The following is a 14,087-nucleotide window of genomic DNA, read 5'->3' on the forward strand; positions in this document are numbered from 1 at the left end:
TTCAGCTTTGAACTTATATTCCAAATTTTTCTATTCTCCTGTACAAAGCTGCTCTGGTTAAACCCAAATCTGCTGCGGCTTTTGAAATATTGCCTTTATGTTTATCTATGGCTTTTTGCACCATCAATTTTTCCATATCGCCTAAAGCCATTTCATCAGGTATAGCATTATTTTGCGCAAAACGTTGTGGACTTAATTGCAAATCTTGCTCGGTAATTTCATTTCCATCGCTCATAATTACTGCCCGCTCCAACACATGTTGCAACTCCCGCACATTTCCCGGCCAGCTGTAATTTAACAATACATTTTTTGCTTGCGTGCTTAAACTTCGTAATTCCTTATGGTATTTGGAACTGAAAACCTGCATAAAATGATTGGCCAAAAGCAAAATATCGGTCCCGCGTTTGCGTAACGGCGGCAATAGCAGTTCAACAGTGTTTATTCTGAAAAGTAAATCCTGCCGAAAGGTATTTTTCGAGACCATTTCATTCAAAGGCATATTGGTCGCCGTTATTAAACGAACATTTACTTTGCGTTCTTTGCTTTCTCCGAGTCGTGTTACAGTTCTATTCTGTAAAACACTTAATAATTTTGCCTGGAGGGGCAAGGTTAGATTTCCAATTTCATCTAAAAAGATAGTGCCGCCATCAGCCAATTCAAATCGGCCGGGTTTATCTTCTTTGGCATCGGTGAAAGCGCCTTTAGCATAACCAAACAACTCACTTTCAAATAGATTTTCGTTCAGTGAACCTAAATCGACATGCATGAATACCTGGTTTTTGCGTTGCGAGTTGCCATGAATTTCGTAGGCAAAAACCTGTTTTCCAGTTCCATTTTCGCCTAATATTAAAACATTGGCATCAGTAGGTGCAACTTTTAATAAGGTGTTTTGCAAGTTTCTGATTACATCAGCCTCACCAACAATGTGTTCGAAACCTCTCGTCATATCCTTTTGTAAGGATGTATGAATTTTCTCCAGTTTCTTTACCTTTCTGTTTGATTCACGCAGTTTTGACGCAGCGGAGATGGTAGCAAACAATTTTTCGTTTTCCCAGGGTTTAAGAATAAAATCTGTGGCACCTTTTTTAATGGCTTTAACGGCAAGTTCTACATTGCCAAAGGCCGTCATGAGGATCACAACATAATCTTTATCAATAGATAAAATATGTTCCAACCAATATAAACCCTCTCGTCCATCGCTTGCACCTTTTTGGTAGTTCATATCAAGCAGAATGATATCAACTTCATTTTTGCTTAATAAAACATTGATCTCTTTAGGCGATTTGCAGGTAATGACCTGTTTAACTTGTTGCTTCAAAAATAAACGAGCACTTAAAAGAATGTCCTCGTCATCGTCGATGATTAAAACTGTGGTGTTTAAACCCCCAGCCCCTAAGGGGGAGCTTTCCTTTCTATCGTTCATATCAAGACGTATTAAGTTTTTTAAATATTGCTTTTTATAACTCGTATAGCCGGTTTGCTTTTCCATCTCGCCCGTAACTCCCCCTTTAGGGGGCAGGTGGGTAAATTTACCATTCAAATCAAGACGTATTAAGTTTTTTAAATATTGCTTTTTATAACTCGTATACTCGTTTTGCTTTTCCATCTCGCTTTTAACTCCCCCTTCAGGGGGCAGGGGGGCAAATTTACTCAAACTGTCCGCTCTCGCACATAAACTGTTCGAAAATGAACAGCTTAAAATTATAAAAACTTTTAATTATCTGATAATTAGTGCTTTAAATATGTTTTTCGGGTTTGGCACAAGCTTGGCATAATGGCAATCGAACAGTACAACCGAACAATGGACAAAAAGATAGAGAAGAAAAGATTTAGCACCAAAACATTAATAATGATAGGTGGCGCAATTGCTTTTGTAGCAGTTGTAATTTATGGCTACACTTTATCATTAAAAAAAACCTACAGTGCTGATGCCGATAAACTAACCATCAGCAAAGTAGAATACGGCGATTTTGAAGATGTAGTTTTACTTAATGCAAGTGTTGTTCCATTAACATCTGTAATTGTAAGTTCATCAGAAGGAGGTACAGTTGCGCAGATTTTTACCGAAAATGGTGCATCTGTGGTAAAAGGAACGCCGCTTTTAAGAATAGAAAACTCTAACGCCATGATGGGCTATACCTCTCAACAAACAGCGGCTACCGAACAAATTAATCAGTTGCGTAAATCTAGATTAGACTTAGAGCAAAATCAAAGGATTCTAAATCAGGATGTTTTAGATGTTGAAAATAATCTGCGTACAGCAATCCGTCAGTACAGAATCGACAGTGCTTTGTTTGCAAAAAAGGTGATCACACAGCAAGAATTTAATAAATCGAGTCAGGATTACGAATATTATCAAGGCAAACTTAAAATCGTTCGTCAGGCGATTAAACAGGAAAATCAAAGCCGTAAAATGCAGCTTTCTCAAATCGACCAATCGATGGGGCAGATGAATGAGAGCTTGGAAATGATTCGCCGTAACATCGAAAATATGACAATTAAAGCTCCCGTCTCAGGTAAATTATCATCTTACGACCCGGTGATTGGTAAATCGTATAACTCAAATGAAATGATTGGAAAAATTGATGTTTTGCAAGGATATAAACTTCAGGCTGGTGTTGATGAATATTACATTAACCGTGTTAAAGAAGGACAAACCGCTACTTGCGAATTTAATGGCAAAACATACAACCTAACCGTGAGCAAGGTAATTCCAGAGGTAACGGCCGGACAATTCCAGGTCGAAATGATTTTCAAAGGTGCTGCCCCAGAAGGTCTGCGTCGTGGTTTATCGCTACAAACAAAATTAACTTTATCTGATAACAGTAAATCATTATTACTAGCTCAAGGTCAGTTTTTTCAAAGTACTGGCGGTTCGTGGGTATTTGTGGTAAACAATGGTAAATCAACTAAGAAAAATGTGAAAATTGGCAGGAAAAACTACCTGTATTACGAAATATTAGAAGGTTTAGCCAAAGGTGATGAAGTAATTACATCGTCTTACGACCAATTTAACCAATATGATCAGGTAGAAATTAATAAATAAATAACATGAATAAATTTTTGATGACGATGATTTTAGCTTGCTTTTCTTATTTAGCGAGTGCGCAAAGCATCTTTAAAAAGGAAGCCAACTGGATTGATAATAAGGACGGTATAAGTTATGAAATGAATATTTACAGTAAATCGGGAAAAGATGCTAATGCGAAGATTGCTAAAGCTGATTTCACAATAATCGGAGATTTAGCTTTGCTCGAAAAAGTTGAATTGATACGGGATGGTAAAGTCAAATTTAATTTAGCATTAAAGGCAGAAACTAACGAATTACAATTACAACCTGGATTATATACATTTAAAATTTATCACAAAAAACTTGGAGAAAAGGATTTTGAGGTAGAATTGAAAAATGCACAAAAAAACAATGTTAAACTAACCATCAAATAAGTTGCCTCATGATTAAAATAGAAAATCTGGAAAAAGTTTACAAAACTGAAGAAGTAGAAACTACAGCACTAAACGGTATTAATCTTCATGTAAAAGAAGGTGAATTTGTTTCCATCATGGGACCATCTGGCTGTGGAAAATCGACCTTATTGAATGTAATGGGTTTGTTAGATAAACCTGAAAGCGGCAGCTACAAATTTATTGACACCGAACTTTTAACCTTAAATGATAGAGAACGTTCTAATTTCCGAAAAAGAAATATGGGTTTCGTTTTCCAGAATTTTAACCTCATTGATGAGTTAACCGTTTTCGAAAACATCGAATTGCCACTTATCTACAATAAAATACCAGCAGGTGAACGCAAGAAATTGGTGAATGAAATCATCGAAAGAATGAACATCGTAAACCGTAGCGGTCACTTTCCACAACAACTTTCTGGTGGTCAGCAGCAACGTGTAGCGGTTGCAAGGGCTTTGGTTACCAAACCGAAGTTGGTTTTAGCCGATGAGCCAACCGGTAACCTCGATAGTTCGCACGGTAATGAAGTAATGGAATTGCTTTGCGAATTAAACGAAACCGGAACCACCATCGTAATGGTTACGCATTCGAGCCACGACGCCAGTTTCTCAAACAGAATTATCAACCTGAAAGATGGTCATGTAATTTCTGAAAAGATAAATAAAAGCAGGAACGAGGAATTGATATAAGAAATGTTTAAGATTAATATGTAAGTGCCTTAGACCCTACACGGTTGAGCCTTTCACCTTTAAAAATAGTTTTAGTTTAATGATAAGCCACCGAAATCTTCCTGGATGGGAAGATTCGGATAAGGCGCTCAAAGGTTAAAAGTCATACGTTTTAGGTTTTACGTGCTGTGCTTATAACTTAAAACTTACCACGTAAAACTCAAAAGATGTTCAAATTAAATTTAAAAATCGCTTTGCGGAACCTTTGGAAGAATAAAGGATTCTCTCTGATTAATATTGGAGGATTGGCCATTGGACTGGCAAGCTGCATGATATTGCTGCTTTATGTAGCCTACGAATGGAGTTTTGATAAAGATTTTGCCAATAGCGATAAAACCTATGTTGTTTATCAGAATGCTCCTGCAAATGGCAAAATTTTTAGTTGGGCGTGGACACCAAATGCAATGGCGGAAGAAGTTGCTGCTAAAATTCCGGGAGTTAAATATGCCTCACACACTACTTATCCATCTACAAAATTAATTTCCGTTGGTGAAAAAAGAATCAACTCGAGGGTAAATTTTGCCGACCGTTCTTTCATTAAAATATTCGATTATAAATTTATAAAAGGTAATCCGGAAGAGGCATTAAAAAATGTTAATTCTATTATTTTAACAGAATCTTTCGCAAAGAAATTGTTTGGTAATGAAGAGCCAATCAATAAAACGGTTAAGCTTGATAATCAAGATGTTTTAAAAGTTGAAGCCATAATCGAAGACATCCCTGCCAACAACTCCATGATTTTTGAATGTTTAATGCCATGGTCGCTTTTTATTCAAAGAGAGCCTTGGGCAAAAGATAAAAATTGGGGTAATAATATGTGTTTAACTGTGGCTCAGTTGGAAGATAACCAGTTTTTTGACGTTGCAAATGCAAGCATAAAAAATATTTACAAACGAAACCAGCAAGGAAATACAGCAGAAGCTTTATTGCATCCTTACACCAAATGGCACTTGTACGATGATTTTCAAAATGGGAAATCAGTTGGCGGGAAAATTGAGCAACTTAAAATATTTCTACTATTGGCTTTCTGTATTTTGTTGATTGCCTGCGTAAATTTCATGAACTTATCTACGGCCCGGTCTGAGCGCCGAGCGAAGGAAGTAGGTATTCGCAAGGCAATAGGCTCAACAAGAAAATCTTTGGTAGGGCAGTTCCTGCTCGAGTCGGTTTTTGTAACCATCATTTCGGGTGTGATGGCGTTTATTTTGGTTGAAGTGAGCTTGCCTTACTTTAATAATTTGCTAAACATCGAATTACAAATTGATTATAAAAGTTTAACTTTTTGGGCAACGCTTTTAGGCTTAATGGTTTTTACCGGCTTTATGGCTGGAAGCTATCCGGCACTTTATTTATCATCATTTGAACCGATAAAAGTATTAAAAGGGTTAAAAATCAAAACTGATTCTTCTGTATCTATAAGAAAAGTTTTAGTGGTGGTTCAGTTTGTTTTTGCAGCATGTTTAATTGTATGTACCTCAGTTATTTATCAGCAACTTAATTATGTTAAAAACAAGCCAATCGGATATGATAAATCTAATCTGGTTCAGATAGCGGTGAGGGGCAAGGTTGGTGAAAAAAGCAAACTGGAATTGCTTAAAACACAATTGTTAAAATCTGGGGCAGCAAGCAACGTAACCACATTTAGTAAAGACATCACCGAGAGCGGGAACAACACAACTGATGTTCATTGGGAAGGTAAAACCGAAGGAGAATCGATTTTATTTAACAATAGGGGAGTTGGCGATGATTTTATTAAAACCATAGGTACAGACTTAGTGGCTGGAAGGGAGATTTCTTCAACATCTAAAAGTGATAGCAACAACATTATGCTTAATGAAGCGGCGGTTAAAATGATGGGGCTAAAAAATCCAATAGGAGCGAAAATCAGGTATTGGGGAACAGAAAAAACCAATGTTGCTGTGGTGAAAGATTTTGTTGTAGAAAGCGCTTATCAGAAAGTTGCGCCAATGATTTTCTATCCAAGTTATATGGATGATGTACAGGTTATTATCGTCCGTCTAAATGCCAATCAAAATATTAGCACTTCTATTTCAAAAATTGATGAATTGGTTAAGCAAATAGAACCCGAATATCCTGTAAACAGAAAATTTGTAGATGAGGGATTTGAAATTAAATTCCAAAATGAAAAACTTTTAGGAACGCTTTCAAACTGGTTCGGTGGCTTTGCAATCTTCATATCTTGTTTAGGTTTATTAGGTTTAGCGCTTTTCATGGCAGAGCAGCGCAAAAAGGAAATCAGCATCCGTAAAGTTTTAGGTGCAAATACTGCAAGCATTTTAACACTGCTGAATAAAGATTTTATTAAGCTGGTTGCTATTGCAAACTTAATCGCTTTTCCATTAGCATACATCATTATCAATAAATGGTTGTCTGCTTTTGAATATAGGATATCAATATCTGTTCTGCCATTTCTGATTGCGATTTCTCTATCCGTTATCATTGCCATTTTAACGGTTAGCATTCAATCCATAAAAGTGGCAAAAGCCAACCCAGTTGATGCACTGAAATACGAATAAGGCTAAAAGATTAAAGCTAAAAGTTTAAAGTAAACCCCAATCTGGATACTAAATACCTGATACTACAATGTTCAAACTTAACTTAAAAATCGCGTTACGAAACCTATGGAGAAATAGAGGTATTACATCAATTAATGTTGGTGGTTTAGCTATTGCATTGGCTGCCTTTATTTTGGTTGTGATGTATTTTACTTATGAAACCAGTTTCGATAAATCAAACCCTAACTATAAAAACATTTATGTGGTGGGAAGAATTTATCCTGATTTTAGGACAAATTATACGTCTCCACCTTTGGTAAAAGCCATTAAGCAGAACTTTCCCGAAGTTGTGCGGGCTGGTATAACCAAAAATGGAACTTTTGAGTTGGCTTTAAAAAACGAGGGTAGAACAACGTTTATTAAAAGCTTTATGTATTCGGATTATGAGGCGGCTAGAATCCTCAATCTAAATCCGAGTACAGGTTTGCAAAAACCAAAAGGAGAGAGTGAGTTCTTTTTTTATCTAAATAAAGAAAGTATGAGGGCGCTTTTTCCAAATAAGAGAGATGAAAAACCAGAAATGGTAAGCATGGGAAGTAGTACTCTTGGTCATACAGGAATGATAACTGGTTCGATTGTAAATGACTTGCATTCGAATATAAATTTTGATGCCTTATCCGTAGCAAGTGAATTGGGTAAAGGCGAAAACTATGGCTATAATAACTATAACACATACATTCAGGTTAAACCGGGAACTGATGTGGCTAACCTGGAGCAAAAAATAACTGACTTATACCGAAAAGAGCTTTTAAAAGGCGAAACCGACCAGAAAACGATTGAAGAAATAAAAAGTATTTCCACATTTTTAGATCCGCTGTCAAACTTACATCTAAGACCTAAAGCCGGTAATGATGCACCATATAAAATTTTACTTGCCCTTTCCGTACTGGGTGTTTTGATTCTCATTATTGCTTGTATAAACTTTACAAATCTGAGCATTGCCCAAGCGACAAAAAGAGCAAAAGAAGTTGGCGTTAAAAAAGTGATGGGTGCATATCGTTTTCAGCTCACTACACAATTTCTAACAGAGATATTTCTACAATGCTTTGCCGCAACTATTTTTGCCCTAATTTTAGCTGAATTAGCTCTGCCGTATTTCAATAACCTTTTCCAAATTAACCTATCGATCTGGACAATTGAAAACAATCTGTTTTGGCAGTTACCACTCGTTTTATGTTTGATAACCTTAATCGCTGGTACCTATCCATCATTGGTTCTATCAGGATTTAAGCCTGCTTTAGTACTCAAAGGTAATTTTGCTACCAGCAAACAAAGCTCATGGTTACGAAATGGCTTACTGGTTTTTCAGTTTAGTATTGCCGTAATTTTTATTATTGGATTACTGATTATTAATTCGCAATTAAAATACATGCGCACTCAAGATTTAGGCTTTACTGCAAATCAAGTGGTTTACATCAAAAATATCACCTATTTCAATAAACCTGAGAATTTTGCGCCACTTCGAGATAACATTTTAAAAATTGATGGAATAAAAGCTGCAACTGTGGCAACCGATGTACCAGATGGTGCAGAGAATGGATCTAATGGTTACACTTTTGAGGGTATACAAGCCAGTATTGATTTTGTTGATGTAGATTTTGATTACTTCGAAACGCTGGATATTAAGCTGAAACAAGGTCGTTTTTTCTCCCCATCATTTAGTACTGATACCGTAAACTCTGCAGTGATTAATGAAAGTGCGGTGGCCAAATATGGAATGAAAAATCCAGTTGGGAAAACAATCAGAGGTTGTAATACCGATTATAAAATTGTAGGCGTAATTAAAGATTTTAAGGCGCAGGGATTTGAAAGCATTGTTCAACCCACTATTTATTCAATCAAAAATCCTTGTGGAAATCCGAAACTGCAGATTATGCTGAAGATTGAAGAAAACAAAATGGCTTCGGCTTTAGCCACTTTGAAATCTCAATGGCCTCGAATAAATCCTAAAGATGGAGAAGATTTCAGGTACGAGTTTTTAGATGAGCTTTATGGCAAACTTTTTAAAAAGCAAGAACAATTGCAATCTGTGTTTTTTGCTGCGGCTTTATTAACCATTTTCATCGCAATATTAGGGTTGTTTGCCTTTGCAAAATACATTACGAATGGTAGAATTAAAGAAATAGCGGTTCGTAAAATTTTAGGCGCAAGTGATATTCAAATTTTCAAACTCATTAACAGTTCATTTTTTATAATGGTGCTAGTGGCTAATGTTATTTCCTGGCCAGTTGCCTACATTCTTACCAAAAAGTGGCTGGAAACCTTTGCTTACCGAATTGATTTGCCAGTACTGCCATTTATCAGCAGTGCTTTAATTACGATCCTATTAACAATCATTACAGTAAGCATTCAGGCAAAAAGAGCAGTTAAAGCTAATCCTGTTGATGCTTTGAAATATGAATAAAGCTAAAAGACGAAAGCTTAAAGCGATAATTCACCTTGATACCTGATACTAAATACTTGATACTAATATGTTTAGATTAAACTTAAAAATCGCATTGCGGAATCTTTGGAAGAACAAAACCTCTTCTTTCATTAATATTATTGGTTTGGCTATTGGCCTTGCGGCTTGTTTAATGTTGTTGTTGTATGTTTCTTACGAATGGAATTTTGATAAGCAGGCTAAAAATTCAGCCAATGTTTTTGTTGCGATGACGAATGTTCCGGGCGAGGGAAATAAAATTGCCGGAACTTTTAATGGTACAACAACAGCACTTGGTCCGCTTTTAAAGCAAAATTTACCCGAAGTAAAATATGTGGCCCGAATGGATTATGGCAAAAAAAGTTTAATTGCCAACGGACAAAACAGCTATAAAAAAGATTCGAAATTTGCTGAGCCAGATATCCTTAAAATGTATGATTATGAGTTTGTTGCAGGCGATGCAAAAACTGCACTCAAAAATCCACTCTCAGTTATTTTGACAGAAAGTACAGCAAAAACGTTGTTCGGAACCACTGACGTTTTGAATAAATCTATACGTTATCAAGATCAAGAAAACCTAACGATTACTGGAGTAATTAAAGATTTGCCAGAAAATAGCTCCAACCGGTTTGATTTTTTAATGCCTTGGTCGTTTTACGAAATTGTTGACGAAAGTGCTAAAGATCTGAATTGGAATAATTACAGTTTTGTAACCATGGTTACCCTTAATGCTGATGCAAATATTGATTTGGTAAATCGTAAAGTTGAGACTTTGGTAAAAGCCAATAGCCCACAAAATCCACAATCACAGCCACACTTTCTCTATCGAGCCAGCAAACTACATTTATTTGGGAAGTTTGAAAATGGCAAACCTGTTGGAGGAGATATCGAGCAAGTTTATCTCTTTATAGGTTTAGCATTTGGTATTTTACTCATTGCCTGCATTAATTTTATGAATATGGCTACGGCTAAATCAGAAAAGCGGGCCAAAGAGGTTGGGATCAAGAAAACAATCGGTGCAAATCGCACATCATTAATTTTTCAGTTTTTAACAGAATCAATGGTGCTAACTGTGGTTGCTGTTGTTGTAGCCATTGCTTTGTTGGAATTGTGTTTGCCAGCCTTTAACCAATTATTAAACATAAATTTAGGTATTTCTTATTTCAACACAGCGAGCTGGATTGGTATTTTAGGAATTGTTATGGCCACAGGTTTAATCGCAGGAAGTTATCCGGCATTTTATTTATCGGCTTTTAACCCCATTCAAACCTTAAAAAGGAAAATCTCCGCAAAAGGGTTTTTGAATATAAGCTTAAGACAGGTGTTGGTTGTTGGGCAGTTCTGCTTTGCCATTATCCTCATTATATCCACATTGGTTATCTATCGCCAAATTCAGTACATCAAAAATAAACCGGTTGGTTTTGATGTAAATGCTTTAGTTGAAATTCCTCAGGATGGAGCGCTAAAAGGCAAATTTGATTTATTCAAATCAGAGATACTAAAATCTGGTGCGGTTACTTCCATGTACCAATCATCCGTTAGTTTATCTCATCGTGGTCGAAATTTTATGGATATCAAGTGGGAGGGAATGACGAAGCCAGCAAATACGGTAATGTTTAATCAAGTGGCTACGACATATGATTTTATCAAAACAAATGGAATCAAATTATTGCAGGGAAGAGATTTTTCGAAAAATTTTGCTTCAGATACCAGTGCACTTATGGTAAGTGCTTCTGCCGTTAAAGTATTCGGCTACAAAAATCCAATTGGTAAAAAAGTGATGCTTTTTGGTTCTACCGCATATATTATTGGAGTTTTTGATGATTATGTTTGGGATTCACCCTATAAATCAAATAACCCACAGGTGGTTTTTCTAAACCCTGCTCAAACGGGTACAATTACAATGCGATTGAACAATGCTAACAACTTGCAAAGCAATATCAAAACGATTAATAAGATTACAAAGGCTTTTAATCCTGCTTACCCAACTGAAATTAAGTTTATAAATTCATTATATCAGGAGAAATATAAGTCTGAAAAAACATTGGGAATACTTTCTAATCTCTTCGGCGGATTGGCGATTTTCGTTTCGTGTTTGGGTTTATTCGGCTTGGTTGCATACAGTGCAGAACAACGCACTAAAGAATTTGGTGTACGCAAAGTACTTGGCGCATCGGTAGCCAATCTTATGCAATTGTTATCACTTTCCTTTATCAAAATGATTATTGCAGCTATCATTATCGCTGTGCCAATAAGCTATTTCGCCATGAATAAATGGCTGAGTAATTTTGAATTCCACACTGAATTTACTTGGTGGATTGTGCCGGTGGCAGCAATTGCTACATTATCAATGGCTATAATCACAGTAAGTTTTCAAGCTTATAAAACGGCAAAATCAAACCCAGTTGATGCTTTGAAATACGAATAAAGCTAAAAGATTAAAAGTTAAAGCGAAGATAGTCGTGCTACTTGATACTATATACTTGATACTAATATGTTCAAATTAAATTTAAAAATCGCCTGGCGAAACCTTTGGAAAAACAAGGGATATACTTTTATTAATGTTCTTGGTCTTTCGATCGGGATGGCCAGTTGTATTCTCATTTTTATTTTTATCCGTTATGAAATGAGTTTTGATGAGGGTTTTAAAAATGAAGATAGAATTTTTCGGATCACAACAAATTGGACTTCTCCAGATGGTTTTGAAGAATCTCAAGGGGTGCCAAAACCAGCACCTGCTGCATTGCGAAATGATTTCAAAAATCAAATTGAAAAAGTTGGAGCCATTTGTCAAGATGGTGGAATTATCAAAGTAAAAGATGATGCCGGGAAGGAAAAAATTAAAACTTTAGAAGATATTTTTTATGCAGAGCCGGAATTCTTTCAAATCATGAGTTTTGAATGGTTACAAGGAAATCCCATGCAGTCGTTAAGTCAGCCTAATTCTGTGGTTTTATCGAAAGACATGGCTGCCCGACTTTTTGGCGACTGGAATAAGGCCGTAGGTAAAATTATTAATTATCAGAATCGAGATGATTTTATGGTTACGGGCATTTTACAGGAGATGCCCCAAAACAGTTCTTTTCCACTTAATATAGTTGTTTCTTACGAAACCTTTAGAAAACACCCTAATGAAAGATTCGATAACTGGGGCAACGTATCTTCAAATGATGAATGTTATTTTCTTTTAAAAGATGGTGTATCAATTGATGAAGTTCGGGGTGCTTTACCAAAGTTTTCTGACAAATATTTTAAAAGGGATAACATTTCTAAACAGGAAATTAGTGCTCAATCCCTGGGTGATATACATTACAACGAAAACCTGGGGAATTTCTCAAGCAAAACAATGTCGAAAAAAGAACTTTATGGTTTAGGTGTCATTGGTGCGTTTTTGATGCTTACGGCCTGTATAAACTTCATTAATCTCGCTACTGCACAGGCGGTAAGCAGAAGCAAAGAAGTTGGCGTTCGTAAAGTGATGGGAAGTTTAAGAAAGCAATTGGTATTTCAATTTCTTACCGAAACCTTAACCATTAGCGTGTTTGCAATGCTCGTAGCTTGTGTTCTAACCGAAGTTGCCTTACCAGGAATGAGAGGTTTATTTCAGGAGGAGATTTCATTTAGTATAATTCAGCACCCAATCATTTTTGTTTTTATGATTGGATTGGTAATCGTGGTGAGTTTTCTTGCAGGGTTCTATCCAGCAATGGTCATGTCTGGTTTTAGTCCTGCTTTGGCCATAAAAAATAAGATTACTGCAAATGCTGGCGGTTTAAGCTTACGAAAGGTTTTAGTTGTGGTTCAATTTTCGATCACTGTAGTATTAATTATTGGTACACTTGTGGTTTTGAAACAAATGAATTATATGAGGGAGAAACCATTAGGTTTCAACCCTTCGGCAATTGCTTTGGTTAATGTTCGGAACGATAGCTTAAGCTTAATAAAATATCAAATTTTACAAGATCGAATTTCCAAAATACCTGGTGTTTTAACGACTAGTTTTTGTAGAAATCCACCATCATCCAGCAATAATAATGAAACTAATTTTAAATATAATGGCACGGAAAAAGCCAATTTTCAGGCTAATACAAAAATTGCCGATGAAAATTACTTCAAAACTTTCGGATTAACTTTTGTTGCCGGTAAAGCATTTTCTAAAAGCGATACCATAAAAGAAGTTGTGGTTAATGAAACTACTTTAAGAAAATTAAATGTGGTTAATTTTAATGACGCATTAGGTAAAAAAATTAGAATTTTTGGCAAAGAAGGAACTTTAGTGGGGGTGGTTAAAGATTTTAATAATTTGAGCCTACACGAACCCATATCACCAATTATCATTACCACAATTAAAGATAACTATCAAAATTTAGCTGTGAAAATGGATAGCAAACAAATAAAATCCATCATGCCTCAAATAGAAAGAATATGGAATAATACCTTTCCGGAAAATTATTACCGAGCCTCTTTTGTTGATGATGATATTAGTCAGTATTATGAAACAGAAAGGGTGATGGGGGTTTTATTCAAGGTTTTTGCAGGCATTATTATTTTCATTTCCTTTATCGGTTTGTTTGGGTTAATTTCTTTTGTAGCCACTCAAAGAACCAAAGAGGTTGCTGTTAGAAAAGTTTTAGGTGCTTCCACCTTCGAATTGGTCAAAATGTTAAATGGCTCATTTCTACTAATGGTTTTTATTGCAAACTTAGTAGCCTGGCCTTTGGCTTATTTATTTGTTTCAAAGTGGCTTTCAACATTTACCTATCGGATAGATTTGAGCATCTGGCCTTTTGTGTTGGCTATGGTAATTTCTATGCTGATTACTTTAATAACTGTGAGCTTACGTTCGTTCAAAGCCGCTAGGGCAAACACAATTGATGCACTTAAATATGAGTAAATCCA

General features: G+C 35.9%; 8 protein-coding genes. 7 read left to right on the top strand and 1 reads right to left on the bottom strand.

Annotated elements, in window-relative coordinates; genetic code table 11:
• Nucleotides 1-13: 13 nt before the first annotated feature.
• Complete coding sequence (locus tag EA772_RS12790) at nucleotides 14-1,606, bottom strand: sigma-54 dependent transcriptional regulator (protein WP_246833925.1); 1,593 nt, start codon at nucleotides 1,604-1,606, stop codon at nucleotides 14-16.
• Between the two features lie 168 nt (nucleotides 1,607-1,774).
• Here EA772_RS12790 and EA772_RS12795 point away from each other — a divergent pair, with 168 nt between their 5' ends.
• From EA772_RS12795 to EA772_RS12825, 7 genes are all read left to right on the top strand, one after another.
• Nucleotides 1,775-3,046, top strand: a complete 1,272-nt coding sequence (locus EA772_RS12795; RefSeq protein ID WP_124913573.1) for an efflux RND transporter periplasmic adaptor subunit — start codon at nucleotides 1,775-1,777, stop codon at nucleotides 3,044-3,046.
• A gap of 5 nt (nucleotides 3,047-3,051) precedes the next feature.
• Nucleotides 3,052-3,444, top strand: coding sequence for a hypothetical protein (locus tag EA772_RS12800; RefSeq protein ID WP_124913574.1), 393 nt, complete (start codon nucleotides 3,052-3,054; stop codon nucleotides 3,442-3,444).
• Between the two features lie 8 nt (nucleotides 3,445-3,452).
• Nucleotides 3,453-4,151, top strand: a complete 699-nt coding sequence (locus tag EA772_RS12805) for an ABC transporter ATP-binding protein (protein ID WP_010602884.1) — start codon at nucleotides 3,453-3,455, stop codon at nucleotides 4,149-4,151.
• 206 nt (nucleotides 4,152-4,357) lie between these two features.
• Entirely contained in the window at nucleotides 4,358-6,727 is a 2,370-nt protein-coding gene (locus tag EA772_RS12810; protein ID WP_124913575.1) for an ABC transporter permease, read from the top strand.
• A 67-nt stretch (nucleotides 6,728-6,794) separates the two neighbouring features.
• Nucleotides 6,795-9,170: an FtsX-like permease family protein gene (locus EA772_RS12815; protein WP_124913576.1), complete on the top strand. Its 2,376-nt coding sequence runs from the start codon at nucleotides 6,795-6,797 to the stop codon at nucleotides 9,168-9,170.
• A 67-nt stretch (nucleotides 9,171-9,237) separates the two neighbouring features.
• Nucleotides 9,238-11,616, top strand: a complete 2,379-nt coding sequence (locus EA772_RS12820; RefSeq protein WP_124913577.1) for an ABC transporter permease — start codon at nucleotides 9,238-9,240, stop codon at nucleotides 11,614-11,616.
• A 66-nt stretch (nucleotides 11,617-11,682) separates the two neighbouring features.
• Nucleotides 11,683-14,082 carry an ABC transporter permease gene (locus EA772_RS12825; protein WP_124913578.1) on the top strand — a complete coding sequence of 800 codons (2,400 nt, stop codon included), beginning with the start codon at nucleotides 11,683-11,685 and terminating at the stop codon, nucleotides 14,080-14,082.
• Nucleotides 14,083-14,087 lie beyond the last annotated feature (5 nt).

The sequence above is a fragment of the Pedobacter sp. G11 genome (assembly GCF_003860265.1).
Classification (GTDB): Bacteria; Bacteroidota; Bacteroidia; order Sphingobacteriales; family Sphingobacteriaceae; genus Pedobacter; species Pedobacter agri.

Bases quoted from the DNA above. Each gene is read 5' to 3' on its own strand.
- EA772_RS12790 (WP_246833925.1), bottom strand. From the start codon at position 1,606: ATGGAAAAGCAAAACGAGTATACGAGTTATAAAAAGCAATATTTAAAA.
- EA772_RS12795 (WP_124913573.1), top strand. From the start codon at position 1,775: ATGGCAATCGAACAGTACAACCGAACAATGGACAAAAAGATAGAGAAG.
- EA772_RS12800 (WP_124913574.1), top strand. From the start codon at position 3,052: ATGAATAAATTTTTGATGACGATGATTTTAGCTTGCTTTTCTTATTTA.
- EA772_RS12805 (WP_010602884.1), top strand. From the start codon at position 3,453: ATGATTAAAATAGAAAATCTGGAAAAAGTTTACAAAACTGAAGAAGTA.
- EA772_RS12810 (WP_124913575.1), top strand. From the start codon at position 4,358: ATGTTCAAATTAAATTTAAAAATCGCTTTGCGGAACCTTTGGAAGAAT.
- EA772_RS12815 (WP_124913576.1), top strand. From the start codon at position 6,795: ATGTTCAAACTTAACTTAAAAATCGCGTTACGAAACCTATGGAGAAAT.
- EA772_RS12820 (WP_124913577.1), top strand. From the start codon at position 9,238: ATGTTTAGATTAAACTTAAAAATCGCATTGCGGAATCTTTGGAAGAAC.
- EA772_RS12825 (WP_124913578.1), top strand. From the start codon at position 11,683: ATGTTCAAATTAAATTTAAAAATCGCCTGGCGAAACCTTTGGAAAAAC.